The organism is Mycobacterium sp. NGS17, assembly GCF_059813205.1.
Window position 1 is genome coordinate 121,673 of sequence record NZ_JCALED010000001.1, and the last position, 25,019, is coordinate 146,691.

Consider the following 25,019-nt stretch of genomic DNA (forward strand, 5'->3'; position numbering starts at 1 on the left):
TCGGTTACGCGGCCGGTTGGTTGTGCAGCCGGCGCGGATCGACGCCCGCGCGGTGCCACGCCGCGGCGGCCCAGCTCGTGTAGAGCACCCGGACGGGCAGCCGGTTGAGCAGCGGGTTGAGCGCTCGAATCGCCGCGGCGATGCGCTGGAAACGCTTCTCCTTCTTGGCATCCCACTGCAGCTGGCACACCTCGCGCATCTGCGGCGGCAGCGTTCCGACCACGATCAGCCGGGTGTAGGCGTTCAGTGGCGCCGACAGGACCTTCCAGACCGGCTTGGGAATCCGGCGCGGACCCGGTATGCCCTTGCGGATGTAGCCGGTGCCGTACAGCACGGTCTTGTGCGGGACGAACCGGTCGAGCATCTCGTCCCAGTAGGCCAGAAAGTCGTCGTAGGTCTGCGGTTGTCCCCGGTCGCTGACGCCGTACAGGCTGTACCAGAGCTTGCCCTCGGTGAAGATCTGTTCCTTCTCGGCGCGCGACAGCCGGCGGATGAATGTGTCGGCGTTGTAGATGACCTGGTCGACGAAGCTGGCGTGCGCCCAGTAGAACAGCTCCGGGTTCAGCGCGTGATATCTCGATCCGTCGCTGACCGTGCCCTTGATCGTCTTGTGGAAGTCGCGCACCTTGCGGCCCCATTCGTGGGGCTCGTCTGAGTAGACGGTGTTCATCAGGGGCGGCGCGGTCCGCTTGGCCCGGCCCAGCGTGTCGCTGAAGATCACGGAGTGGTCCAGCACGCCCTGGGCGAGCTGTTCGATGCAGTTCTCCACCCCGGCGGTACGTTGGAACCCGAAGAACTGGGTCCGGACGTCGCCATAGAACTTCCAGATCAACGAGTCCGGCCCCAGCCGCGTCGCGGCGTCGGCGACCTCGTCGTCGACAGGCATGGGCATCGCCTCGCGAACGCCGGTGTCGAAACGCGAGCCGGCGGTCGCCGCGGCCCACCCGTCGTTCTGGGCGGTCATGCCCACCTCCTTGTCGCCCGGCGCTGCGCTGGCGTGGCGCGTCGTGGAACGCCGACACAAAACTGTATCTTTGTTCCAAGGCTAGCATTCTGTGTACCGCGAGATTGCCGTGAAGGTCGTGATACATGCAGAACCGCAGCCTTGAGCGCAATTTCGACGAAACCACCGATCTCGACCGCACCATCCTGGACACCGCGCGAAGCGTGTTCGAGACCTACGGGGTGCGCCGCGCCAACATCGACGACGTCGCCGCCCGGGCCGGGGTCAGCCGCAGCACCATCTACCGGCGCTTTCCGACCAAGGAGAAGCTGTTCGCCCAGGTGGTCAGGCGCGAGGCCGGACTGTTCTTCAGCACCCTGGATCAAGCGACCGCCGGCTGTGACCCGCAACAGGCTGTGGTCGAGGCCTTCGCGCTCGGGGTGCGGCTGGTCCAGGATTCACCGCTGTACTCGCGGATCGCCGACAGCGAACCCGAACTCTTCGGCATGTTCTCCCGGTCGCATGCCTTCCCGATTCGCCAGTTCGCCGACGGAATCGCCCATACCCTTCGGCGTTGCGGGGCCGACCTGCCCGAGCCGGACCTGGACAACGTCGCCGACATCCTGCTTCGCGTCGCCCTCGGCATCATCGTCTTTCCCACCGACCGGCTCGACACCTCGGACCCGGCCGCGGTGCGCGAGTACGCCGCCCGCTATCTGGTTCCGATCATCAGCCGGGAGCAGGCCCGCTAACGGCGCTCACATTGTCGGCGTCCTGAACTAGCCTTGACCCGTGGCTGGGAGTTCTGCGGCTCCGCGGACCCGGTACGCCAGTTGCGGCGAGATCGACATCGCCTATCAGGTCTTCGGCGATGGCCCGATCGACCTGCTCATGCTGCCGGGCCCGCTGATCCCGATCGACTGTGTCGACCTCGAGCCCTCGATGTATCGGTTCCATCGACGGCTGGCCTCCTTCTGCCGGGTGATCCGCTTCGATCAGCGCGGCATCGGCCTGTCGTCCCGGATTCCCTCGCTGGACATGCTCGGCCCGGAATCGTGGGCGCAGGATGCCCTCGCGGTGATGAACGCGGTCGGTTGCGAGCGAGCCACCGTCTTCGCCCCGGGTTTCACCACGCTGGCCGGGGTGGTTCTCGCGGCCGACCACTCCGACCGAGTGAGCAGTCTGGTCATAGCCAACGGTGCGGCACGCACCCTGCGGGGCCCCGACTACCCCATCGGCGCTGAGCTCGAGGCCGCCGATCGCTTCACGTCGATCGGGATGGAGCCCGACGCCGTCGAGCAGGGTTTCGACATGCTCGGCATCATCGCCCCCAGCGTCGCGCACGACGACGCATTCCGCTCGTGGTGGGACATGGCCGGTAACCGGGCCGCGTCACCCAGCATGGCGCGGGCGTTCATCAACAAGGTCAGGCAGGGCGACGTCCGCGACCGGCTGCCTCGGATCACCGTGCCGACCCTGATCCTGCACCGCGACAATCCCGGCTTCAGCCCCGTCGAGCACGCGCGCTACCTCGCCGAGCGCATCCCCGGCGCGCGCCTGGTCGAGTGCCCCGGCGGCGACACCCTGTACTGGGTCGGCGATACCGCGCCCATGCTGGACGAGATCGAGGAGTTCATCACCGGCGTGCGTGGCGGATCCGACGCCGAGCGCCTGCTCACCACCATCGTGTTCACCGACATCGTCGGCTCCACCGAGCGCGCCGCGATGCTCGGCGACCACCGCTGGCGCGACCTGCTGGACAACCACGACACGATCGTGCGTCACGAACTGCAGCGGTTCAGCGGACGCGAAGTCAACACGGCCGGAGACGGATTCGTCGCGACGTTCAGCAGCCCGAGCGCGGCGATCGCCTGCGCCGACGCCATCGTGGACGCCGTTCGCGTTCTGGGCATCGAGGTGCGGGTCGGCATTCACGCGGGCGAAGTCGAGATGCGCGGTGCGGACGTCGCAGGCATGGCCGTCCACATCGGCGCGCGGGTGGCGGCGCTCGCGGGGCCCAGTGAGGTACTGGTGTCATCCACGCTGCGCGACATCGTCACCGGCTCGCGGCACCGGTTCGGCGACCGCGGTGAGACCGCGCTCAAGGGCGTCCCCGGTTACTGGCGGCTATACGCCCTGGTCCGCGAGCACGCCGTCGCCCACCGGTAACCCACCCGACAAATCGCGGCGGTCGAAGTGTCGCCGTCCCCGGCGTAGGCTGCGGGCGGGGACTTACCGGAGCCGACGCTACGCGGCTTTCCATTCGATTTCTGGCGTCTGGCTTGGCATTTGATCGAAGGAGTACGCATGACCGACGTGCACATCTCGCTGCCTCCCGCCCTGCGGCGAGCGCTGGACCTGCTGATCGACCCGCCGGCCGATCCAGACGTGGGCCACGGTTATCTGAACCTGCTCGGCGCCGGCAACGACGGCCCAGTCGAGAAGAACACCGGCCCGATCCAGGCGGCCTGGGCGTCACCGATCGGATCGATGCTCTACGACAACGCCCAAGCGCTTTCCCGGCGCTGGATCAGCGCGTGGCAACTGCCGCTGGAGTGGTTGGACGTCCCGCAGGGCGGTATCGCGCTGGACGTCGGCTCGGGTCCGGGCAATGTCACCGCGTCGCTGGCGCGTGCCGCCGGACCGAACGGGCTGGCCCTCGGCGTCGATATCTCCGAGCCGATGCTTGCCCGCGCCGTGCGCAACGAGGCCGGGCCGCAGGTCGGCTTCATCAAGGCCGACGCACAACGACTTCCGCTGCGCGACAGCACCATTGACGTGGCGGTGTCGACCGCGGTGTTGCAATTGGTGCCGGATCCGGCGGCCGCCCTTGCCGAGATCGCGCGGGTGCTGCGGCCTGGCGGCAGGCTGGCCGTGATGGTCCCGACTGCCGGGCGCCTGGCCCGCTATTGGCAGCTGCTGCCCAATGTCGGGGCGCATGCGTTCGACGACGACGAAATCGGCGATGTCTTGGAAGACAACGGTTTTGCGAGCGTACGGGTGAAGAACCTGGGCACGTTCCAGTGGGTCCGCGGTAAGAAAGGCTGATCCGCCGGGCTTTTCCGACGGCCGCGGGCCGGTCCTATTCCGGCGATTGCGCCAGCACGGCGAGCTTGTCCATCGACTCGCGCAACATGTCGGGCGTCGTCGCACGGGCTCGTTCGATGCGGGTGGGGTCGTTGAGCGCCGTCCAATCGTAGGTGTGGGTCACGGTGGTCAGCGTGGGGTTGATCTGGCTGACCTCCCAGCGCCACCGGTGGCCGGGCGGCTGCTTCTTGGGTTCCGCCGGGCACCAAGCGATTTTGCTGCATTCGACGAATTCGACGACGTGGTTTTCGCGTACCGCGCCATTGGTCAGGGTCGTGGTGAACACGTCACCGACTTGGTGGACGCGCTGCCCCGGAGCGGCCGAGGCGAGGTTGTCGTTGCCGTCCCAGCTGGGCTGCCGGGCCGGGTCGGCGATGAGTTCGAAAATGCGAGCGGCGCTGGCCGAGATGACGCGGGTGGCGCTCACGATGCGTTCCTCTTCCATGCCGCTATCCAAACACGTCGGCGGGTCCGCCGGTTGGTGACTGTGGGTTCACCCCATCCGCGGCAGCGCCTCAATCGGCCCGGCCAGCGCCGCCTTGACGTAGCGGGTGTCGTCGTCGGCCAGCACCTCGGTGGCGTCCCCCTCGATGCCGTCGACGATCGCGCGCGCCACCTGGCGCGGGTCGTTCTTGGGTGCGTCGAAGCCGGAGGTCATCTCGGTGTCGGTGAAGCTCAGGTGCGCGGCAGTAACCAGGGTGCCTTGCTTTTCGAGTTCGATACGCAGCGAATTCGTCGTGGACCACAGCGCGGCCTTGGAATCTCCGTACCCCCCGGATCCGGGCATCCAGGACAGGATCGAGGCGATGTCGACCAGCGCCCCGCCGCCGTTGTCGGCAAGTATCGGCGCGAATGCCTTGGCCACCCGCAGCGCGCCGAAGTAGTTCGTCTCGAAGACCGCTCGCACCTCGTCGATGTCGCTGCTGAGCAGGCTTCGGGCGCCGAGCACACCGGCATTGTTGATCACGATGTCGGCGTCCGGCGCCACGGCCGCCAGGGCGGCCACCGATTCCGGTTCGGTGACGTCCAATTCGACGCTGACGACGCGCGGATCCTGGCTGGGCTTGGGCGCCCGCGCTGTGGCGTAGACCTTGGCCGCGCCTCGTTCCAACAACTCGGCCACGATGGCCTTGCCGAGTCCGCGCTGTCCACCGGTGACAACCACCGTCGACCCCTTGACGTTGACCATGTCCCTACTCCCTTGACTGAATCAAAACTGTTTTGCTTACGTCACGGTACTGGCCGGATGCGACATAGGCAAGTAGTATTTGGATATGTCTTCGCCGTGGGGTGCGTCACAGCGATACGGGTGCGCCGCGGCGCCCGGCGGCCTGGGCCTGGTCCAGGACTTCCTCAACACGAGGGCCATCGACGGGTATGGACCGGACCTGCTGGCCGACCCGATCCTCGCCCGCGACTGGGCCGCCGCCGCGGTGCGAGCGTGGTCGTGCGCGCGCGGCGTGACCCTGCACCCCCCGAAGCTGGGCGATGCGGACCTGGCCAGGCTTCGCGGCTTGCGGGCCACCGTCGAGCAGCTGGTGGCCGGCCAACCGCCGAGTGGGCCGGGCGCCGGCGGCATTACCGCTTGCGTCACGCTGTCCGATTCGGGCGAGGTGCTGCTGGAACCCAGCGCCAGCGGCTGGCGCTGGCTGGCGTCGGCGTTGTGGGCCGAGGTGCTGCTGAGCCAGCAGGCCGGCACCTGGCGGCGGCTCAAGCGATGCCACAACCACCGGTGCGGATCGACGTTCTACGACCGCTCGAAAAACAACAGCGGGGTCTGGCACGACGCCAAAACGTGCGGTAACGCCGTCAATCTGCGCGCCTCCCGGGCGCGACGGCGGGAACGCGATCGGGCGGCGCAGTCGGCCGTTCCGCCGGATTAGGCGGGCATCGGCGATAAAGCCCGGCGGGACGTCGATCCGCCCGTCAGCAGCGTTCGACGCCTTTGGGCATCAGGCGCGGACCCGTGGCCGCCGGTCGCCGCGAGCTTCTGAGCACCGCGTGCACTACGTGGGAGGCGCGCGTCTTCAGCGGCGCGACCACGTCGAAAGTGGCGGGAGCCTGGCTGACCCAGGCCGGAAGTGTGGCCACAATGTGTTCCTTTGTTCTTTCGGCATGTGCGCCGACTCAGTCAATTGCACCGCAGCGGATTTACGGCGGCGCCGCGCCGCGGTAAACGTCACGAAAAGCCCGGTTGTGGCGTACGGCACATTCGTGACGCAACGAAGGGCACGCAACAGTGCGTCTAGTGAAAACCCTTGAACCGGCGCAGATAACCCGGCAATCGGTGTGCCGGTACCGCCTTTGGCCAGTCATCGGGGCGGAAATACGCGTCGGTACCGCCGTCCACGAATACTACACTGCCGCAGAGAAAGTCGGCGGCGTCCGACAGCATGAAACACATCCAGTCCGCCATGTGTCCCGCGTCTCCGAAGCCCCCGAGGGGGACCGGGAACGACCGGACGGCCTTGGCTTGCCTCGGATTCGACAGCTGTTCCTGCAGAAGCGGCGTCATGATCGCACCGGGAGACAATGCGTTCAGTCGCACCCCCGACCCTGCCCACTCCGGAAGCACGGCGTGTCGTCGCACCCAACGGCTGACCGCGATCTTGGATGCCCCGTACATCATCGTCGGCGCCGCAGGACCCAATAGCCGCACGGTCCGCACCGCCCTATCGGCATCGTGGGCAAGCAGCGCCCTGACCGCCCGGCGCGGCACCGCGGGAACCGTCGTCGTCGAATTACTGGCTACGACAACGACCTTCGCGCGTTCGGCGGCGGCCAGCGCGGCGCGCCAGGCGGCGAGCAGTTCGACGACACCGAAGTAATTGACCGCAGCGATCTGGCGGATGCGGTCGCGACCGGGGCCCGGACCCAGGCCGGCCGCGAGCACGGCACCGTCGAGCCGGTTGCCCGAGGCCGTCAGGACGCGGTCGGCCGCCGCTTTGCGTCCATCGGGTGTCGACAGGTCGGCGACGATATCGGCGTCCTTGATGTCGACACCGATGATCTTGTGCCCGCTGTCCCGAAGGCGCGCGGCGGTCTCGCGTCCCATCCCGGAAGCCGACCCGGTGATGGCATAGGTGCCCATTGATTCCTCCGTTCCGACGGGCAGTATGCCTGTCACTTCGGCGGGCCTGCCGGGTGCGGGGTCAGTTCGCCGCGGCGGCCTTCTCGACGTCGAGCAGTTGCTCGCCGCGCCGTTCCTCGTCGTAGGCCTTGCGCCCGCCCCGCAGCCCGAACAGCCGTTTCGAGACCAGCAGGTAGATCACCGCGGCGACGTTGATGGCGAAGGTCACCGCCCGGGTCATGGTGATGCCCTTGGCCAGGTCGTGGATCTCGAGCGGCAAGAAGACCGAGGTGGCTATCACCGCGAAGTATTCGCCCCACCGCTTCAGCAGCCAGAGGCCGACCCCCTCGACGACCTCGATCAGCGCGTATCCCACCAGCGCCAGGGTCAGCAGGGCCAGGGTGGACGGCTTGGCGGCCAGCGCCTTCTCCAGTTCGTGCACGATGGTCATCTGATCGACCTTGAATCCGGCGGCGCGGAAGATCGGCAGGTCGCGATCGAGGGTGGCCTGGATGGCGCCGCGCGCCCCGCGGAACTTCCACACCGCGTAAGCGGCTAATCCGATCACCACCGCCCGCAACAAGCGTTCCACCGCCAAGGCACGGATGATAATGGCCTGGCGTAAGGCCTTGCCGCGCATGATCATCGGCGCGTCTTCGGCGCGGCCGCGGCCGTGCGGTTCGCCCACGGTGAATTCGCCGCACCGCAGGCAGCGCCACACTTCGCCCAGTCCGGTGCTGCCGCTCAACCGGTCGGCCAGCGACTTCTCGTCCGGTGCATAGGTGGCGTGCCCAGCCACGGCGCAGGTGACCAGCTCCCACCGATTGTGGCGGTGTTCTTTGCCCATGGCCGGATCATTCATGGCCGACGGTCGGCCACGCAAGGGGGCGCGCGGACGTCAGAAACGCGGCTTGCTGCGAGCGCACCGGGCGGTGGGAGGCACCAACCCGAGGAGTCCGGTGAGTTCGGCGATTCCGATCTCGTCGAGACGCGCGACGGCGGCGACGATGTCATCGCGCAGCGACTCCTCGCAGAAGGGTTCGGCGAGCCAGGCGAACTTGTCCACGACGCGTTCCCAGGACATCGGGCGGGTGGGCGATCCCTCGTAATCCGACTGCTCGCGGCTGAACTCTTGCCCGCCGATGGTAAACACGTGCACCCGCGCCGCGGTGCGCTGCGGATAGTCGGCGGTCAGGTCGTCGGCCGCCTCGACCCGCACCCGCGACAACAGGTCTTGGACGTCAGCACGCGAAACCCGGCTATTCTCAAGCTGTTCGGGGCCGACTCCCCCGTCGAGCAGCGCGGCCGCGGTCAGGTACTTGAGGTTGTAGTCTGCCTGCTCCTTGGTGATCGGGTGTTGCTTGTCGCCATACGCACCCCCACCGGCGAAGTCGTACGCCCCCTGAAAGACCTCGAGGACCACACGGTCGACATCCGCACCGCGCAAACCGTTTTCGCTGCGAACGGCCAGGACCGCGTCGATGACGACCTGGCCGTGGATGAGCGAGCAGTACTGCTTCAGGTAGGTCTGCTCGACACAGGTGAGGCCGCGGTCGGCCGGGTGGAGATCGATGGGCTGATCGAACAACTGCACCAATCCGTGCGGGCCTTCGAACAGCGACCTGGGTCCGGTAATCCCGCGCGCGGCGAGCATCGTCGTGTACACGGCGCGCATGCCGGTGCTGGCAGGCGAGATGCCCTTCCAGTTCGACACCGGTTCGGCATGGACCGTCGCCAGCGAAACGTTGTCGGCCGCCGCGGCCGCGATGGCGTTCGCGGTCTGTCCGGCGCTCAGCCCCAGCAGCTTCGCGCTGCCCGCCGCGACCGACATCGCCAGCTGCAGCGCGTGGTTGAGGCCGCGCGCCATCACGGGAACCTGTGCGCTGAAACGGCATTGGATCTCATAGGCGACCGCGAGCGCCAGCAGGAAGTCGGCTCCGCTGGCGCCGGTGTGCTCGGCCACGGCCAGCAAGGCGCCGAGGTTGTCGGCGGGGTGGCAGAGCCCGCCGACGGTGAGGTAGGTGTCGAGCAGATCGGGGTAACGCACCAGCACCGCGTTGAAGAAGGCGGCCTGGTCCACCGATGCTCGCCCCCCGCCGACCAGCGTGGCCGTCGGGGCGCCACCGAACGCTGCGGTGTGGTCGCGGATCGTCGGGACGAGCTCGCCGTCCAGCGAGCCCACGGCGCAAGCGATGCTGTCCAGGACATTGCGTTTCAACAGTTCGCGCGGCCGCCCGCTCAGATCCCCCTGCCGCGCGCCGACGACGAAATCGGCCAACTCGTCCACAACGTAGTTATGTGCCACCACTTTTCGCCTCCCAGGCGAGGCTACCCCGACGCACGCCCCCGTTCCTGTGTGTGATGCGCTACACGGCGGTATCGGTCTGTGGCCGCGACCCGCTGAGGGCGGCGGTCTCGTCGGTCAGGTGTTTGCCGATGTCGCGGATCTGTCGCGCGGTCAGCGCGCACAGCGGGTGCACGGCCACCATCAGGGCGACGCGGGCCCGGTCGTCGAAAACCGGCGCGGCGATGGTCACCACGGGCTGCTTGCGCCGGCCCGGGTTGTCATCGGAGAGAAATCCGATGGTGGTGAACTCGACCAGCAGCTGATCCATGATGTGCCGCACCGGGGTCGGCATTTCGCTGCTGTCCAGCGTGCCGACCACCTGCACCGCCTGCGCGAGAGCCGGAGTCGTCCAGTCGACGTCGAACCCTCGATCCCGGGTGTGCGCCAACACCTGCTCCAGGCGCTGGGTGCGGTCGGCGTTGTCGCCCGCGCCCCGCCGGACCCACGCGCGTTGCTCCTCCTCGGTGTCCCAGGCCGCCATGGCCACCCCGAACGGCGGGGCGTACGGGATGCGGTCACCCGGTATCCCCGACGGCTGCGTGGCCGGCTCGCCCTCGAAGGCGGTGACCACCAGGGAATCACCGAACTTTTCGACCACCGAACAGGCGTAGCCGACCTCGCGGGACAGCCGCAGCGCCGCGGACCGCGCCGCATGCGCGAGCGGGCGGGCGGTGTCCGTGCGGGCGGCCACCACGGCGAGTGCGGGACCGAGCGCGAACGTCTTCGCGACCGGATCGCGGCTCGCCCATCCGCGATCGCACAACGTTTTCAGGATCGCGTGCGCGGTCGCCTGGGTGAGATCCAGCTCGCGCACGACGTCGGAGAAGCGCAGCCGCGCCTGTGGAGACCGCGCCAGCAGCTCGACGACATCGAGCACGCGGGCGGTCGGCGCTGACGTCGAACCGCGGATTGCTTGACTCCTCTACCACTCCGTTTTTACAGTTGTACGAACATTCGAGATCTTATATCGATTATCCGAGAAAGCTAGTCCATTGCGCGCTGTGGTATTGCGAGACGGCCGCTTACAGGTCCGTGCGACGCCTGACCCGAAGCCCGGGCCGGGTGAGCTGTTGCTGCGCACGTTGAGCACCGCGATCTGCGCGTCCGACGTGCATTTCATGGATCATCCCGAGCTCGCCATCGACGACCCGACCGGCCGCTCGCTGTACGACACCGAGCGCGACATCGTGCTCGGCCACGAATTCGTCGGCGAGGTCGTCGGACACGGGCCTGGCTGCACTGACCAGTTCGCCGTCGGTACGCGCGTGACGGCCATGCCGGTGCGCCTGGTCGACGGCGGCGCCGGCGGAATGCGCATCATCGGTCAGCATCCCGAAGCCCAAGGCAGTTTCGCTGAGCTGCTGGTGGTTTCGGAAGTGGCGGCCAAGCCGGTCCCCGGCGACGTGTCCAACGATGCCGTCGCATTGACCGACGCGTTTGCGGTCGGCGAGTTCTACGTGCGCTCGGCGCAACTGAACCACGGCGAGATTCCCATCGTCATCGGTGCGGGAGCTATCGGGCTCTCGGCCGTCGCGGCGCTGGCCGGCCGCGGCATCGAGCCCATCGTCGTCGCCGACTTTCACGCCGACCGGCGCGAACTAGCCCGAGACCGGTTCGGCGCGCACGTGCTGGTCGACCCGGGCGAGAAGTCCCCGTTCGACGCGTTCAACGAGGTGCGCGCGCAGCGCGGATTGCCCGGGCCGGCAGTCGTATTCGAATGCGTGGGCGCGTCCGGACTGATCCAGGAGTTGGTCGAATCCGCCGAACTGGGCACCCGCATCTACTGCGCGGGCGGCTGGTACACCGGCGACACCCTCGACATCACCACCGCCACCCGCCAGGGTGTGACCATTCAGTTCGGCGGCGGTCCGCACCCCCAGGACTGGTACGGCACGCTCGACGCCATCGTCGCGGGCCGACTGGATCCGCTGCCGAGCGTCGGCAAGATCATCGGCCTCGACGAGGTGCCCGATGCCCTCGATCAGGCCCGCAGGTCCGACGGCCCGCCCCGGGTCGTCGTCCGTCCGAATGGAGACGTCCCGTGAGCGAACGCGATGACCGGCAAGACATCTCCGAGTTGCTGGTGCGTTATGCCACCGGGATCGACCGGCGCGACTGGCCGCTGTTTCGCACCGTCTTCACCGACGACTGCCGACTGGACTACGGCGCGATCGGCACCTGGAATGGCGTCGACGCCGTCGCCGACTTCATGGAGCAGGTGCACGCCCCGGCGGGGCACACGTTGCATCGCCTGACCAACCAGGCCGTCACGCTCGACGGCGACAAGGCCACGGCACGCACCTATATCGACGGCTTGATCATGGCTAGCGACAACAACTCTGGCGTCAATGCGATCGGTTTCTATGACGATGACCTGGTGCGCACGCCGACGGGCTGGCGTATCGCCCGCCGGCGCTACACCCAGGTTCGCATCGCCACGGTCGGGGGCGAGTAGATGACTTTCGCGACGAAATACGGGCCATGGGCGCTGGTGGCCGGCGCCTCGGATGGCGTGGGCGCGGCGTTCGCCGAAGGCCTCGCCGAGCGCGGCGTCAACGTGGTTCTGCTGGCCCGCAGGCAAGCCGTGCTCGACCGCGTCGCGGCCGACATCGAGGCCAAGGCGCCGATGCAAACCCGCACTGTCACAATCGATCTCGCGCAGCCCGGTGCCGCCGCGGCGGTGGCCGCGGCAACCGGTGACCTGGAGATCGGCATGCTGGTGTACTGCGCCGGAGCCGACCCGAATTTCACACCGTTCCTTGCCAATCCGATCGAAGCCGCCGAGGCGATGGTGCAACGCAACTGCATGGTGCCCATGCAGTTGTGCCATCATTTCGCGCCCGCGATGGTGGAGCGAGGCAGCGGCGGCATCGTCATCTTCGGGTCGGGCGCCGGGCTGGCCGGCGGACCGAACATGGTCGCCTACGGCGCCTCGAAGGCGTTCGACATGGTCTTCGCCGAGGCGCTGTGGGCCGAATTGCACGACAAGGGCGTCGACGTCCTGGGCCTCGTCCTGGGCAAGACCAACACACCGGCGTTGCGCGAACTCGAATACAGCCGCGGCCTGATCGGCTCCCCCGACGAGGTCCCGCCGGACGCGGCGGCCGTGCCTGACGTCATCGCCGAGGCCTTCGAGAACCTCGGCAACGGCCCCACCCTGATGGTGGGCGACACCATGCGCGCCGCAGCGCAGATGCTGGCATCGCTGAGCCGCAATCAGGCCGTTGAGCTGTTCGCCCAGGCCGCCGCCGCTGCCATGGGACCGGACGCCTAGGGCAAGCGGCGGAACCGCGATGGTTCGCTGCGCGTCCTATTAGATGGCAGCGAGGTTTGCCAAAGTTCGAAATCAGGGCAGCCTAACTCTTGCTTTCCCAGTCCCCTGTGCAGCAAATATGGGCTTGCACGCACTGTTCTCACGGCCGACCCGCTGCGTTGCTGAGCGTGTAGGCCGCGCGTACTTTGGGTAACCGGATCGCCACGGCATCGAGCCGAACTAACCACCCGATCAGCAGCGCGAAGGATGACGATGCTCGCCATAGACAGGCCCGCAGCGACCGTGTCGACGACGCGCTGGCGCCGCCGCACCCTGACCCGCTCGGGGTTGATCACCGGCGCGTTCGTCGTCCCGGCTGTGGTCGTCCGCATCGCCGGACTGCACACCGGCGCGGTGCTCGCCCTGCTGATCTTCGGGGCGGCAGTGGTGGCGGCCAGCTTCTTGCTGGCCTGGGCGGCCGAGGCGGCGCAAATCGATGTCTCCGGCGGGCTGGCGACGGCGCTGCTCGCCCTGATCGCGGTGCTGCCCGAATACGCCGTCGACCTGTACTACGCCTACGTGTCCGGCCACAACGCGGATTACACGCAATACGCCGCCGCCAACATGACCGGATCCAATCGGTTGCTGATGGGCCTGGGTTGGCCCGTCGTGGTGCTGGTGGGCATCATGGTCGCGCGCAAGACCGGGTCGGCGAAGCCCACCGGTCTGACGCTGGAGCCAGCAAACCGGGTCGAACTCGGATTTCTGTCGATCGCCGGCGTCCTCGCGTTCGCGATCCCGGCGAGTGGCCAGATCCATCTCGGGCTGGGGCTGGCGTTGCTGGCCTGGTTCGGGTTCTACCTCTACAAGATCAGCCACGGCGAGGTCGAAGAGCCCGACCTGATCGGCACCGCCGCCGCGTTGGGCGACCTGCCCGACGGCCGGCGGCGCGTCACCGTAATCGGCCTGTTCTTGGTTTCGGGCGCGGTGATCCTGCTGTGCGCTAAGCCGTTCGCCGACAACCTGGTCGCCGCCGGCGCCCAACTCGGCATCAACCGCTTCCTGCTGGTGCAGTGGCTGGCCCCGCTGGCCTCCGAGGCACCGGAGTTCATCATCGCGACCATCTTCGCCGCCCGGGGCAAGGGCACGGCCGCCATCGCCACGCTGCTGTCCTCCAAGGTCAACCAGTGGACTCTGCTGATCGGGTCACTGCCGCTCGCCCACCTGCTGGGCGGGGGCGGGGTGTCCCTGCAACTGGATTCCCGCCAGGTGGAGGAGGTGCTGCTGACCGCCACCCAAACGATGATGGGGGTGGCGCTGATCCTGGCGCTGCGGTTCCACCGGTTCGCCGCGTGCGCACTGCTCGGGCTCTTCGTCGTCCAGTTCCCGATCTTCTCGACACAGGGGCGGCTGCTGCTCTGCGCCGTCTACGTCGCGGTGGCCGTCGTCGGGCTGGTCGTCAACCGCCGCCACGTGGTCGCCACTCTCCGGGCGCCGTTCTTCGGGACGGCCATTCGGCACAGCGGTCACCCACATCACGAACCTGGAGATTCAGTCCACCCGCGGTAGCTGCCGTCGCACGGTCACCCGCCCGCGCCCGAAATCACACCGCGTATACGGTCCCAGGTATGAATCGAGTGTCGGTGATCACAGGCGGGGCGGGCGGCATGGGTCTGGCCACGGCGAAAATCGTCGGTCGCGACCACACCGTGGTGCTCTGCGACGTCAGGCAGGACCGGTTGGCGGCCGCGGCCACGACCCTGCAAGACCTCGGGATCGCCGCGACAACCGTCGACTGCGACGTCACCGACCGGCGCGCCGTCGCGGACCTGCTCGCCGCCGCGACCGGCCTAGGGTCCGTTGTCTCCGTCATCCACACCGCCGGGGTCAGCCCGAGCATGGGCGCCGCCGACTACGTCATGCGGACCAACGCCGTCGGCACCGTCAACGTCAACGAGGAGTTCTTCGCGGGCGCCGACGAGGGCGCGGTGATCGTCAACGTGGCATCGATGGCCGCGCACATCCTTCCCGCCGAAGTCATTCCGGCAGAACAGTTTCCGCAAGCGCTGAGCGACACGGACGCGTTCATGGACGCCATGCTGGCGGCGTGCGGCATCGCCCCCGAAGACGCGCGATCCGGCCTCGCCTACGCCATCAGCAAGAGCTTCGTGAAGTGGTACAGCCAGTCGCAGGCCGAGCGCTTCAACACCCGCGGCTTGCGCATCGTCTCGGTGTCGCCGGGGTCCATCGACACCGAGATGGGCCGGCTCGAAGAGCAGGCCGGCGCGGGCGCCATGGTGGCCAACGCCGCCGTCCCGCGGTGGGGCAAGCCGGAAGAGATGGCCGAGCTGCTCGCCTTCTGCGCCAGCGCGAAGGCCGGATATCTCACCGGCACGGACATTCTCAGCGACGGCGGCGTGATCGCCTCGATGACCGAACGCGCCAGGGTGTCGGCCGCGGGTTAGACGAGGTAGTACAACTCGGAGTGCGGGGCGAGTTCGGGCGTGCCGGTGAACGGCTCCTTCACTTTGAGGTCGGCCAGGCGGTTGTGGGCGTAGCGCACCGCTTTGAGGGTGGCCGAGAACTCCTCGTCCTCCTCGGGGAAGACCTGCTCGGCGGGAAACCAATTCCGGAAGCCGACATTGTTCAGGACGCCGAGCGTGTCGGGGCGCACCCCGGCGAGCAGGACGGTGACACCCCGCTCGGTCACCTCGCGCAGGAAGTGCTCGATGCGCTCGATGCAGACCACGTCCGGGTGGCGCACCCGCTTGAGGCGCAGCACCACGAAAGCGAGATCTTGTTCGGCGATGCGATGGTTGATCCCGGCCAGGTAACGGTCCAACTCCGGTGCGGCCCCGAAGAACAGCTCACCTTCGAGATCGTAGATGGCGATCGAGGGGTCCGCGGCGTCGCCCGGAATACGTTCGCGCACTACACGTTCGGGTGTGACGACGAGTTCCTTGGATTTCAGCTTGGCCGCCCGCGGCACGAACAGCAGGATCGATAGGACCACCCCGAGCAGGACCGACTTGTCGAGGTCGACGGCGATACCCGTGCAGGCCGTGACGAGCACCAGCCCGGCGTCATAGCGGGACGCCTTGAGGGTGTAGATCAGGCGCTTGAAATCGACCAGGCGCGCCGCCGTGACGAGCAAGAGCCCCGCCAGCGCGGGCTGCGGAACGTAACGCAGCAGCGGGGCGAACAGCAGCAAAGCCGCGGCGACCGTTGCGGCCGAGACGATCCCGGAGAACCGCGTTACGGCGCCGGACTGGAAGTTGATCGCCGACCTCGACAGTGAGCCCGACCCGGGCAGGCTCTGGAAGAAGCCCCCGGTCAGGTTGGCCAGGCCTTCGGCCATGATCTGGCGGTTGTAGTCGATCTTCTGTTGTGTTTGATAGGCAATGGCTTTGGCGATCGACAGCGCCTCGATGATGCCGACGAAGGCGATGGCCAGCGCGCCCGTCGACAGATGCGGCAGCCACTCCGGGTGCACCTCCGGGACATGCGCGCCGGGGAGGCTCCGCGGGATCTTGGCGGCCACCGATACAGCGGTGTGGCCGCTTCGGCCCGGGGTCGACCACCCGGCGAGGTAGGCGATGAGCGCCGTGATGACGAGCACCGCGAGCATGTCGACCTGCGGCCATCCGAACCACTGGACCAGCTTGCGCAGCACGACGGCCAGGATCACCGCCGTGACACTCAATGTCAGTGCGCGGTAATTGATGTGATCGCCGTGGGTCAGGGTGAGCCAGACGCGCCGGAGTACTTGCATGTGGCCATTGCCCTTGTCACGGACGCCCAGGGCGTTGCCCAGCTGTCCGATGGCGAGCAGAAAGGCCGCGGCCGCCATGAAGCCGATGATGACCGATTCGGAGATGTAGCGGGTGAGGTTGCCGAGCTTGAACAGGCTGATCACGATCTGGAATGCGCCGACGAGCACGGCCAGCAGGAAGAGCGCCTCGAAGAGTTCCTTGGCGTTCTCGGAGTCGATGAAGGCCAGCGCGGTGAACACCAACAGCGAGATGGCGCTGGTAGGACCGTTGATCAGGTGTGAGGACGACCCGAAGATCGACGCGACGATGGTCACGACGATCGCCGAGTAGACGCCGAACCTCGGATCCACCCCGGCGATCAGGGCATAGGCCATCGCCTGGGGAAACGAGATGGCGGCGACGGTCAGGCCGGCGATCACATCATGCCGGCCCTTCACCAGGTCGTAATTCACACGCACACCCACGTTTCCGAGTCTTTCCGTTAAGCGCCCGACGCCGCGTTCGGCGCCGAGATCGTGTCCAGGATTCCGTTGGTGCCGAAGAACTGTTCCCGGGCGTCGCTCCAGCTTTTGGCGATCGCACTGATCGGGAACAACGACAAGGGCCGCAGCCGGTCGGCGTGCTTGGCCAAGATCGCCGGCTTGTACGGCCGGTACCCGAATTTCGCCACCAGCTCCTGGGCGGCGTCGCTGAACAAATAGTCGAGGTAGGCCTTCGCGTGGGCGGCCGCCCGGGGGTCGGTCACGTTCGCGTCGACCCAGGCGACGGCGGGCTGGGCGAGGATGCTGACCGGCGGATACACGAGCTCCAGTTCGTCCTTGTTCGCGGCGACCTCGCGCAGCGCCTCGTTCTCCCAAGTCAGCTGGACATCGCCGATCTTGGCCAGGGCAAAACTATCTCCGGCGCTGCGAGCTCCGGCGTCGGAAACCACGACGTGCTGCAGCAACGACTTCACGTAGGCGGACGCCTGCGCCGGGCTGCCGCCGCGGGTTGTGACAGCGCCCCAGGCCGCCAACACGCTCAGTTGACCGTTACCCGAAGTCCGCGGGCTGGGCGACACCACGGCCACGTCGGGATTGATGAGGTCTGGCCAATCGCGAATTCCCTTGGGGTTGCCCTTGCGGACGACGAAGACGATCGTCGAGGTGTAGGGCACCGAGGCGTTGGGCAGCCGCTGTTGCCAGTTGCCGGCGATCAGACCCCGCTTGCTGAGTGTGTCGATGTCGCTGATCAGGGCCAGCGACACGACGCTGGCTTTTTGACTGCCATCCAGCACGCTGCGGAGCTGGCGTCCAGAGCCGCCGTGAGACTCCTTGATGCGCAGCGTGTTTCCGCTCTGCGCGTGGTATTCGACAACGAATTCCTTGTCCAGCGCCGAAAACAATTCGCGCGTCGGGTCGTAGGAGACGTTGAGGATTTCGTCGGAGCCACCCGTCGGTAGGTTTTTCAGCACGATCGCGGCCGTGGCGACGACGATGGCGAGGACGCCCAGGATGCTGAGCCAGGGCAGGCGCAGCGACGGGCGGGCCGCGCCGGGCGGCAGCAGTTTCACCACGCCGGCCACACCTCCGCTCACCGCTCCTGCTGATCTGCCAGACGGCCCCGTCTGGGACCGGACATTCTTAAGAATGTTAACGATCTGGCCAGCCGTCGACAGCCGTGAAAATCACTCTGAAGATAAATACGCTCACCGTGTTTGGGGCGGCGCGAGCACGCGCGTGGACTCCGGTTGGCTATTGCCGCGCGCCGATGCCGGCCTTTGTCAGTCCCGCACCATCACGCGTCCCGCCGTGTATCCACTCTCGTGCCCTGAGCCGCCAGGTCCGGCGCGCGTACTCCAGCTCGGTATACGGCCATTGCGTGACGATCCGGCCGGACGGTGAGCGGAAGTAGCTGTCGCACTGCGTCCAGATGGTGCGCTCCAGGTCGCCGGAAAGTGCGTCGTTGTAGCGCTTTTCGGCCTCGGGCCGCACGTCGAGGTATCCGCCACGGCGTGCCAGTCGGCTCACCGCGCTGGCGACAAGTCGCGCGCCGGCCTCGAGGATGTAGACGATGGAGTTGCCGCCCTGGTTGGTGTTAGGGCCGTAGAGCATGAAGAAATTGGGGAATCCGCTGACCGCGACCCCCAGGTAGGCGGACGGGTCGTCGCCCCAGTGCTCGTGTAGCCGGCGTCCACCGGCGCCGACGACGTCGATCCCCGACAGATAGCGAGACGTCTCGAAGCCGGTGGCCAGCACGATCGCATCGATGTCGACTTCGGCGCCCGATGCGGTGGTCACCGACGTCCGGCCGATGCGTGCGATGGGGTCGGTGATCAGTTCGACGTTGTCGCGCTGCAGTGCTCGGTAATAGTCGTCACCCAGCAGCACCCGTTTACAGCGGAACGGATAGTCCGGTGTCAACGCCCGGCGCAGCTCCTCGTCGTCGACGGTGCGCTCCAGGAACGACGTCGCGATTCGCGTGCGCGCCGTCACCACGGGGTCGTCGGCGAAGGTCGCGGTGTTGTCGTGCTGGAACTTCCAGATCTGCCAGCGGGTGTGGCGCAACGCCAGGACGCTTCGCTGGAAACGGGCCAATTCGGTTGCGCTATATGGGCGGTCGTCCTTGGGCACCATCCACGGCGGCGTGCGTTGGAAGACCATGACGCGCCCGGCGGACTTCGCCAGCTCGGGCACGAGCTGCACCCCGCTTGCGCCGGTGCCGATCACCGCGACGTTGCGGCCGGCCAGATCGAGGTCGTGATCCCAACGCGCGGTGTGCAGCACCGGGCCGGCGAACTCGCTCACGCCGTCGATGTCAGGAAGCTTGGGCGAACCGAACAGGCCGACCGCACACACGACGACGTCGGCGGTCAGGGTGGACGGCTGCCCGTCGCGGCTCAGCTCGCAATGCCACGCTGCGGCGTGCGGGTCCCAACGGACCGAGCGCACCGTGGTGTCGAGCAGCAGATGGCGGCGCAGATCGAAGTCGTCGGCCACCGACTCGAGGTAGGCCAGTATTTCCGGCTGGCGCGCGTAGGTGCGGCTCCAGGATGCGTTGGGGGCGAAGGAAAACGAGTACAGGTGGCTCTGAATATCGCAGGCGGCGCCGGGGTAGGTGTTGCGCCGCCAGGTGCCGCCGACGCCGTCGCTGCCCTCGATGATCACCAGGTCGTCGATGCCCGCGCGGCGCAGCGCCACGGCGGCGCCGAGCCCGCCGAAGCCGGCGCCGATGATGGCCACCTTCGGTCCGCGGCGCCGCCGGGTCGCCGCTCGCATCCGCCCAATGGCGTAGAGCGATTGCGCTTTTCGACTCGTCACGGTCCGTCTCCGGCGCGACGGACCAGCAGGCCGTCCAGGTTGCCGTCGGCGCGCCACTGCTGCAGGATGTCGGCGTACTCGGTCGGTGCGCCGAAGAAGAAGCTGCCCTGCCGAGTCTTCCTGTCGGCCTTGCCTTCCCGGTTGTAGTAGCCGGGCGTGCACGTCTTGGCGCGCTCGGCACTCGCGACCGACCGGGCGACGACCGTGTCGACCCAGGCGGCTTCGGCGGCCGGTGCGGCCTCGATTTCGGTGATGCCTTCGGCGAGTGCGGTCGCGATGATCCACGCGACGTGGCCGGCCTGGACGTCGAGCAGGTAGGGGAAGTTCACCGTCAGCCCGGCCTGGGCGATGCTTTCGATGAAGCAGTTCGGGAACCGGGTCGTACACAGGCCGTGAAAGGTGCGCACGCCGTCGTTCCAATGTTCGGTGAGCGACACACCGTCTCGGCCGATCAGCGCGAATCCGGTGCGGCGACAGTAGTCGGTGCCCACCTCGAATCCCGTTGCGAGGATGAGGCAGTCGAGTTCGTAGGCCACGTCTTCGACCACCACACCGGTGTCGGTGATGCGCTGCACCCCGAGGCCGCGGGTGTCGACCAGGGTGACGTTGTCCCGGTTGAACGTCTGCAGATACTCGTCGTGGAAGCAGGGTCGTTTGCAGAAGTATCCGTACCACGGTTGGAGCGCCTCGGCGGTGGCGGGATCGGAGACGATCGCGGTGACGCGCGCCCGGATCTCGTCCATCTTCGCGAAGTCGGCCAGCTCGATGTCGCGGCCGAGCTGTCCGGGATCGGCGAGGCCGTCGGGGTTCTGACGCATGACCGGTAGCTTGCGGGTGATGCTCGTCCAGGCATCGGCGACCAGGTCCTGGTCGGCGTGGCCTCCGGCGGTGAGGATCTGGAAGTTCTGTATCCGCTCGCGCTGCCAGCCGGGCTGTAAAGTGTTGGCCCACTGCGGGTCCGTGGCGCAATTGGCCCGAACGTCCACCGACGACGGAGTGCGCTGGAAGACGTAGAGCCGCTGGGCGGCAGCGGCGAGGTGCGGTACACACTGGATCGCCGTGGCGCCCGTTCCGATGATGCCGACGCGCTTGTCGATCAGATTCTCCAGCTCCGCACCGGTGTACGCGTAGTCCCAGCGGCTGGTGTGAAACGCATGCCCGCCGAAAGCACCGAGCCCTTCGATGCCCGGCAACTTCGGTTTGGCCTGATAGCCGTTGGCCATCGAGACAAACCTGGCGCGCATTTCGTCGCGGCGGTCGGTGCGGATGATCCAGCGAGATTCGGCTGCATCCCAACGGATTTCCCGCACCTCGGTTTGCAGGCAGGCGTCGCGGTACAGGTCGAAGTGCTCGGCGATGCGCCGGCAATGCGCAAAGATCTCCGGCCCCTTCGCGTACTTCTCGGTTGGGGTGTAGCCCAGCTCCTCGAGCAGCGGCATGTACACATACGACTCGACATCACAAGCGATTCCCGGATAGCGGTTCCAATACCAGGTGCCGCCGACGTCGGCCGCCCGGTCGATCAGCCGCACGCTTCGAACGCCGAGCTGTCGTAACCGCGCCCCGGTCAACAGGCCGCCGAATCCGGCGCCGACGACGGCGACGTCCACCTCGTCGGTGAGCGGCTCGCGGACCAGGTTTCCGTCCGCCCACGGGTCTTGGGCGTATCGGGCGAATGCGCCGGCCATCTCGACGTATTGATCGATGCCATCCGCGCGAATACGGCGCGCGCGTTCTTCGGCGTACTTGCGTCGTAGCGCGTCGACATCAAGCGCCTGGCCAACGGTCTCGGTCACGGCGTCGAGTTCCTCTCCGTGGCCTCGACCTTACAATGGGCGTCGCGGTGATTGCGATCCACGCGCTGACGCGCGGCCTGACGGACCGCGGCGTTCGGCCAAGTGACTACTGCGGCGAGCGACGTTCATCGACGGCCGACAGCGAGTCGCCCAGCGTCCACAACGCGACGCCGAACAAGGCCAGATCCTTGAGCAGGAATTGGCCCGGCAGCGCCGAGAGCACCGGAATACCGTGGGCGTACGTCACGACCACCCCCGGGGTGGTGAACAGAAAACTGAGCGTGCCCGCAAACAGCACCACCGCCAGCGCGCTGCCGGCAGCTGAGAGCCGCGGCCACCGCGGCCGTAGCGTAATAAGAAGGGCCGCAACGATTTCCATCGTTCCAAGTGCGCGCGCGACGAAGGTGGCGCTGAAGACGTCGTAGACCCAGCTCATCAGCGGACTGTGCGCAATGAGCACGCGGGCTTCCATTTTCACGTACTTGCCCACCCCGATCCACGCCAAGACGAGCGCCAGGCCATAGCGGCTCACAAAATGACCCCACCGGGTCAGCGCCGGCGCCGCAGATTGCGCGGGGGTGCGTTCGATCATCGGGCCAAGTCCTTTCTGGAGCGGAAACGCGACCAACCACCCAACCCACGGTTCAGGTCCCGGTCGCGTTCACTTCCGCAACCGCTCGAGCCCGGCGACGATGAGCCGCAACCCGAACGCGAATTCGTCGCCCAGCGGGACGGGCAGGTCGTCGGCGACGGTGACCGTCGCGGGAAAGCGGGACGGATCGAGCCGGTGAAAGGCCACCGAGAGTTCGGCGTCCCGTTGATCGCCCTCCGCCGGCACCGACGACAGTTGTATCGCGAAGCCCAGGACGTAGCGGGCCAGCGTCGCGTACGCGCGGGCCGCGACCGCCGTCGAAAACCCGTTGTCGAGGAGCATGGCCAGGCAGCGCTCGCGATGGGCCAACGCGTTCGGGCCCATCGGCGTGTACTCGATCAACAGGGGTGCGACATTGCCATGTCGGCTCAGCGCGTCAAACATGTGTTGCGCGAACAGAATACAGGCGTCCTGCCACCGCATTGCGGCGAGCTCGTCCGCGCCGAGGTCGACCTCGCCCAGAATCTTGTCGATGACCATCGAGACCAACTCGGACCGGCTGGAGAAGTGGCGGTACAGCGTGGCGGTGCCCGACCCCAGGCGCTGCGCCACCGACCGCATCGACAATGCCTCCGGCCCCTGCTCGTCGACGAGCTCGACGGCCGCGGCAAGGATGCGGTCCACAGGGAGGGCGGGGCGGCCGCGGGAACGGCGCGGCCCGTCGCTGTCGCCCACGTCGCGCAAGGTGGCTCTCCCTCCGCTTGACACCCGCACTTATTACGGAGACACTGTATCCATAATTAGCTCGAGGTTCAAGCACTCTGGCAGAGAGGAACATTCGCCATGCTGCTCCCCCTGGCGGCGGAAGCCTTCACCGTTCCCACCGACCGCGACATGCTCCCCTCCGAACGACGCGAGTTCGTGCGCACCCATCGCACCTGCGTCTTCGGCTACCGTCGCCGCAACGACGGCCCGGGCATGTCGATCGTGTACTACATCCCCACCGATACCGACGAATTGCTCGTTTCCACCATGGCCGGCCGGGGCAAGGCTCGCGTCGTCGAACGTGACGGCAAGGTCAGCCTGTGTGTGCTCGACGAGCGTTGGCCCTTTTCCTATTTGCAGGTCTATGCCGACGCGATCTTGGACCAGGACCGGGATCTGGCCGTCGACGTGATGATGGCGGTTGGCGGCCGGATGTCCGGCCAACCACTGGGCGACGAAGCCCGGCCCCACATCCAGGAAATGTGTGAACGCGAGAACCGGGTGGTCATCCGCTGCCGGCCCTGCTCAACCTTCGCGACCCCGCCCCGCCATCTGCACCGCAACGACCAGGCCAAGGAACTCAACCATTGGGTATCCGGCGTGATGCCTTGGGACGCAGCCGATCCGGCGGAGTATTGATCAGCCCGCGTACCGGTCGCGCAGTTTGGTCAAAGTCGCTTCGATGCCCGAGGCGTTCGCCTTGGCGAACCCCATGCGCTCGTAGTACTTCAGCTTGTTCTTCAGCGCACCGGCGTCGCGGTAGTCGAACGTCTCGGTGACCGTGGTCTGGGTCGGAGACACCGCCTCGAATTCCCAGCGCCAGCGGTGGCCCAGCGGGTGGCGCCATTCCACCAGTTCGTTCGGCATGAGTGCGGTGATCGTGCTGGTGATCCGATACGGAAGGCCGAACATCTTCATGTGCGTCGAAAACTTCGAGCCCTCAACGAGTTGCGGCGGCACGCTGATGTTGTCGCGGACCGTGCCCGACCCGTCCAGTTCGTGGTGACGGCGTGGATCGGCGACCATGGCATACAGCTCCGCGGCCGGGGCGGCCACCTCGACCCTGCGGCTCACCTGGCGAGGCCCCCGTTCGACGACAGTGACGGTCATGATGTCTCCTTCCACTACCCGGCAGCGTAATCCCACTGGCTCTGCGGTTCGGGAATGTTCGGATCCCAGGCGGCGGCACGACTAGGGCATGCTTGGACGCCGGAACCCGCCCGACGAGGACGCCGGCGACTGAAAGGACCCCCGCTGATGAATCAGTCACTTTCGGGAAAGGTCGCGCTGATCACGGGCGCCGCCCGCGGCCAAGGCCGGGCACACGCGGCACGCCTCGCCGCCGAGGGAGCCGACATCATCGCGGTTGATATCGCCGGCCCGCTGCCGCCGAGCGTTCCCTACGACTCGCCAACGCCCGACGATCTGACCGAGACCGCGCGGCTGGTAACCGCACGCGGACGCAGGGTCTTCGCCGCACAGGTCGACATTCGCGACCTGGATGCGCTCAAAGCAGAAGTGGAAGTCGCCGTGCGTCAGCTCGGCCGGCTCGACATCATCGTCGCCAACGCCGGGATCTGCAGCCCCTCTCCTTGGAATCAGATATCCGCACAGGCGTTCCGGGACACCATCGACACCAACGTCGTTGGCACGTGGAACACCGTGATGGCGGGCGCGCAGCACATCATCGACGGCGACCGCGGCGGCTCGATCATCTTGATCGGATCGGCTGCGGGCATAAACATGCAGTCGTTCATGATCCACTACACGGCCAGCAAACACGCCGTGGTGGGGATGGCACGCGCTTTCGCCGCCGAACTCGGCCGGTACAACATTCGCGTCAACAGCCTGAACCCCGGGGCGGTCGCCACCCCGATGGGGACCGGCCGGATGCGGGATGCACTGCGATCGGCCGCGGACGACTACCCGCATCTGCGAGGCCTGCACAAACCCCTGCTACCCGACGGTATTGCACAGCCCGAAGACATCGCTGACGCCGTTGCGTGGCTTGCCTCCGACCAATCCAGACTGGTCACCGCAAGCCAGGTATCGGTCGATATCGGTGTCGGCTACGTGTGACGTGAGCTCGTTCGC

General features: G+C 67.2%; 26 protein-coding genes. 11 read left to right on the forward strand and 15 right to left on the reverse strand.

From position 1 onward, the window contains the following. Positions 1 to 4: 4 nt before the first annotated feature. A complete protein-coding gene (locus AC5Y7E_RS00610; RefSeq protein ID WP_499947140.1) occupies positions 5 to 964 on the reverse strand; it encodes an oxygenase MpaB family protein in 960 nt (319 codons plus the stop codon). Between the two features lie 125 nt (positions 965 to 1,089). Here AC5Y7E_RS00610 and AC5Y7E_RS00615 point away from each other — a divergent pair, with 125 nt between their 5' ends. The 3 genes from AC5Y7E_RS00615 (at position 1,090) to AC5Y7E_RS00625 (ending at position 3,991) form a co-directional block, all read left to right on the forward strand. Continuing rightward, entirely contained in the window at positions 1,090 to 1,695 is a 606-nt protein-coding gene (locus AC5Y7E_RS00615; RefSeq protein WP_499917519.1) for a TetR/AcrR family transcriptional regulator, read from the forward strand. Positions 1,696 to 1,735: 40 nt separating this feature from the next. Further along, a complete protein-coding gene (lipJ, locus tag AC5Y7E_RS00620) occupies positions 1,736 to 3,112 on the forward strand; it encodes a bifunctional lipase/adenylate cyclase LipJ (protein WP_499947141.1) in 1,377 nt (458 codons plus the stop codon). 138 nt (positions 3,113 to 3,250) lie between these two features. Further along, positions 3,251 to 3,991, forward strand: coding sequence for a methyltransferase domain-containing protein (locus tag AC5Y7E_RS00625; protein WP_499947142.1), 741 nt, complete (start codon positions 3,251 to 3,253; stop codon positions 3,989 to 3,991). Positions 3,992 to 4,025: 34 nt separating this feature from the next. Here AC5Y7E_RS00625 and AC5Y7E_RS00630 read toward each other — a convergent pair whose 3' ends face one another. Next, positions 4,026 to 4,475, reverse strand: coding sequence for an SRPBCC family protein (locus AC5Y7E_RS00630; RefSeq protein ID WP_499917516.1), 450 nt, complete (start codon positions 4,473 to 4,475; stop codon positions 4,026 to 4,028). A 48-nt stretch (positions 4,476 to 4,523) separates the two neighbouring features. After that, positions 4,524 to 5,219 carry an SDR family oxidoreductase gene (locus AC5Y7E_RS00635; RefSeq protein WP_499947143.1) on the reverse strand — a complete coding sequence of 232 codons (696 nt, stop codon included), beginning with the start codon at positions 5,217 to 5,219 and terminating at the stop codon, positions 4,524 to 4,526. Positions 5,220 to 5,304: 85 nt separating this feature from the next. Here AC5Y7E_RS00635 and AC5Y7E_RS00640 point away from each other — a divergent pair, with 85 nt between their 5' ends. Further along, a complete protein-coding gene (locus tag AC5Y7E_RS00640) occupies positions 5,305 to 5,913 on the forward strand; it encodes a CGNR zinc finger domain-containing protein (protein WP_499947144.1) in 609 nt (202 codons plus the stop codon). A gap of 43 nt (positions 5,914 to 5,956) precedes the next feature. Here the strand turns inward: AC5Y7E_RS00640 and AC5Y7E_RS00645 are convergent, their stop codons facing one another. The 5 genes from AC5Y7E_RS00645 to AC5Y7E_RS00665 form a co-directional block, all read right to left on the reverse strand. Further along, positions 5,957 to 6,121 carry a hypothetical protein gene (locus AC5Y7E_RS00645; RefSeq protein WP_499917513.1) on the reverse strand — a complete coding sequence of 55 codons (165 nt, stop codon included), beginning with the start codon at positions 6,119 to 6,121 and terminating at the stop codon, positions 5,957 to 5,959. A gap of 154 nt (positions 6,122 to 6,275) precedes the next feature. Further along, a complete protein-coding gene (locus tag AC5Y7E_RS00650; protein ID WP_499947145.1) occupies positions 6,276 to 7,121 on the reverse strand; it encodes an SDR family oxidoreductase in 846 nt (281 codons plus the stop codon). A gap of 61 nt (positions 7,122 to 7,182) precedes the next feature. After that, positions 7,183 to 7,947 (reverse strand): DUF2127 domain-containing protein, encoded by a 765-nt coding sequence (locus tag AC5Y7E_RS00655; RefSeq protein ID WP_499917511.1) that lies wholly within the window; start codon positions 7,945 to 7,947, stop codon positions 7,183 to 7,185. Between the two features lie 51 nt (positions 7,948 to 7,998). Further along, a complete protein-coding gene (locus AC5Y7E_RS00660) occupies positions 7,999 to 9,387 on the reverse strand; it encodes an MmgE/PrpD family protein (protein WP_499947527.1) in 1,389 nt (462 codons plus the stop codon). Between the two features lie 79 nt (positions 9,388 to 9,466). Then, complete coding sequence (locus AC5Y7E_RS00665) at positions 9,467 to 10,324, reverse strand: helix-turn-helix domain-containing protein (protein WP_499947146.1); 858 nt, start codon at positions 10,322 to 10,324, stop codon at positions 9,467 to 9,469. 124 nt (positions 10,325 to 10,448) lie between these two features. Here AC5Y7E_RS00665 and AC5Y7E_RS00670 point away from each other — a divergent pair, with 124 nt between their 5' ends. The 5 genes from AC5Y7E_RS00670 to AC5Y7E_RS00690 all read left to right on the forward strand — a co-directional run bounded on the left by AC5Y7E_RS00670 (position 10,449) and on the right by AC5Y7E_RS00690 (position 15,165). Continuing rightward, the gene (locus AC5Y7E_RS00670) at positions 10,449 to 11,492 is read left to right on the forward strand and encodes a zinc-binding dehydrogenase (RefSeq protein ID WP_499947147.1); all 1,044 of its coding nucleotides are present in this window, start codon (positions 10,449 to 10,451) and stop codon (positions 11,490 to 11,492) included. Then, positions 11,489 to 11,902: a nuclear transport factor 2 family protein gene (locus tag AC5Y7E_RS00675; RefSeq protein WP_499947148.1), complete on the forward strand. Its 414-nt coding sequence runs from the start codon at positions 11,489 to 11,491 to the stop codon at positions 11,900 to 11,902. The genes AC5Y7E_RS00670 and AC5Y7E_RS00675 overlap by 4 nt, the downstream gene beginning before the upstream one ends. Next, positions 11,903 to 12,721: an SDR family NAD(P)-dependent oxidoreductase gene (locus AC5Y7E_RS00680; protein WP_499947149.1), complete on the forward strand. Its 819-nt coding sequence runs from the start codon at positions 11,903 to 11,905 to the stop codon at positions 12,719 to 12,721. It abuts the gene before it with no gap. A 246-nt stretch (positions 12,722 to 12,967) separates the two neighbouring features. Then, positions 12,968 to 14,269, forward strand: coding sequence for a sodium/calcium exchanger protein (locus AC5Y7E_RS00685; RefSeq protein WP_499947150.1), 1,302 nt, complete (start codon positions 12,968 to 12,970; stop codon positions 14,267 to 14,269). 59 nt (positions 14,270 to 14,328) lie between these two features. Beyond that, positions 14,329 to 15,165 carry an SDR family oxidoreductase gene (locus AC5Y7E_RS00690; protein ID WP_499947151.1) on the forward strand — a complete coding sequence of 279 codons (837 nt, stop codon included), beginning with the start codon at positions 14,329 to 14,331 and terminating at the stop codon, positions 15,163 to 15,165. Here the strand turns inward: AC5Y7E_RS00690 and AC5Y7E_RS00695 are convergent. From AC5Y7E_RS00695 to AC5Y7E_RS00720, 6 genes are all read right to left on the reverse strand, one after another. Further along, on the reverse strand, positions 15,162 to 16,937 hold the full coding sequence (locus tag AC5Y7E_RS00695) for a SulP family inorganic anion transporter (RefSeq protein ID WP_499947152.1): 1,776 nt from the start codon (positions 16,935 to 16,937) through the stop codon (positions 15,162 to 15,164). The genes AC5Y7E_RS00690 and AC5Y7E_RS00695 overlap by 4 nt on opposite strands. Positions 16,938 to 16,954: 17 nt before the next feature. Further along, on the reverse strand, positions 16,955 to 18,028 hold the full coding sequence (locus AC5Y7E_RS00700; RefSeq protein ID WP_499947531.1) for a sulfate ABC transporter substrate-binding protein: 1,074 nt from the start codon (positions 18,026 to 18,028) through the stop codon (positions 16,955 to 16,957). 178 nt (positions 18,029 to 18,206) lie between these two features. Next, complete coding sequence (locus AC5Y7E_RS00705; RefSeq protein WP_499947153.1) at positions 18,207 to 19,772, reverse strand: flavin-containing monooxygenase; 1,566 nt, start codon at positions 19,770 to 19,772, stop codon at positions 18,207 to 18,209. After that, positions 19,769 to 21,568 carry a flavin-containing monooxygenase gene (locus AC5Y7E_RS00710; RefSeq protein WP_499947154.1) on the reverse strand — a complete coding sequence of 600 codons (1,800 nt, stop codon included), beginning with the start codon at positions 21,566 to 21,568 and terminating at the stop codon, positions 19,769 to 19,771. Before AC5Y7E_RS00710 ends, AC5Y7E_RS00705 begins: the two co-directional genes overlap by 4 nt. Before the next feature lie 106 nt (positions 21,569 to 21,674). After that, on the reverse strand, positions 21,675 to 22,160 hold the full coding sequence (locus AC5Y7E_RS00715) for a YkgB family protein (RefSeq protein ID WP_499947155.1): 486 nt from the start codon (positions 22,158 to 22,160) through the stop codon (positions 21,675 to 21,677). A gap of 69 nt (positions 22,161 to 22,229) precedes the next feature. Further along, the gene (locus tag AC5Y7E_RS00720; RefSeq protein WP_499947534.1) at positions 22,230 to 22,844 is read right to left on the reverse strand and encodes a TetR/AcrR family transcriptional regulator; all 615 of its coding nucleotides are present in this window, start codon (positions 22,842 to 22,844) and stop codon (positions 22,230 to 22,232) included. A 159-nt stretch (positions 22,845 to 23,003) separates the two neighbouring features. On the opposite strand from AC5Y7E_RS00720, the gene AC5Y7E_RS00725 reads away from it, so the two are divergent. Further along, positions 23,004 to 23,564: a pyridoxamine 5'-phosphate oxidase family protein gene (locus AC5Y7E_RS00725; protein WP_499947156.1), complete on the forward strand. Its 561-nt coding sequence runs from the start codon at positions 23,004 to 23,006 to the stop codon at positions 23,562 to 23,564. Here AC5Y7E_RS00725 and AC5Y7E_RS00730 read toward each other — a convergent pair whose 3' ends face one another. After that, positions 23,565 to 24,035 carry an SRPBCC family protein gene (locus tag AC5Y7E_RS00730; protein WP_499917501.1) on the reverse strand — a complete coding sequence of 157 codons (471 nt, stop codon included), beginning with the start codon at positions 24,033 to 24,035 and terminating at the stop codon, positions 23,565 to 23,567. Positions 24,036 to 24,182: 147 nt separating this feature from the next. Here AC5Y7E_RS00730 and AC5Y7E_RS00735 point away from each other — a divergent pair, with 147 nt between their 5' ends. Next, entirely contained in the window at positions 24,183 to 25,004 is an 822-nt protein-coding gene (locus AC5Y7E_RS00735) for a mycofactocin-coupled SDR family oxidoreductase (RefSeq protein ID WP_499947157.1), read from the forward strand. Positions 25,005 to 25,019: the final 15 nt, after the last annotated feature.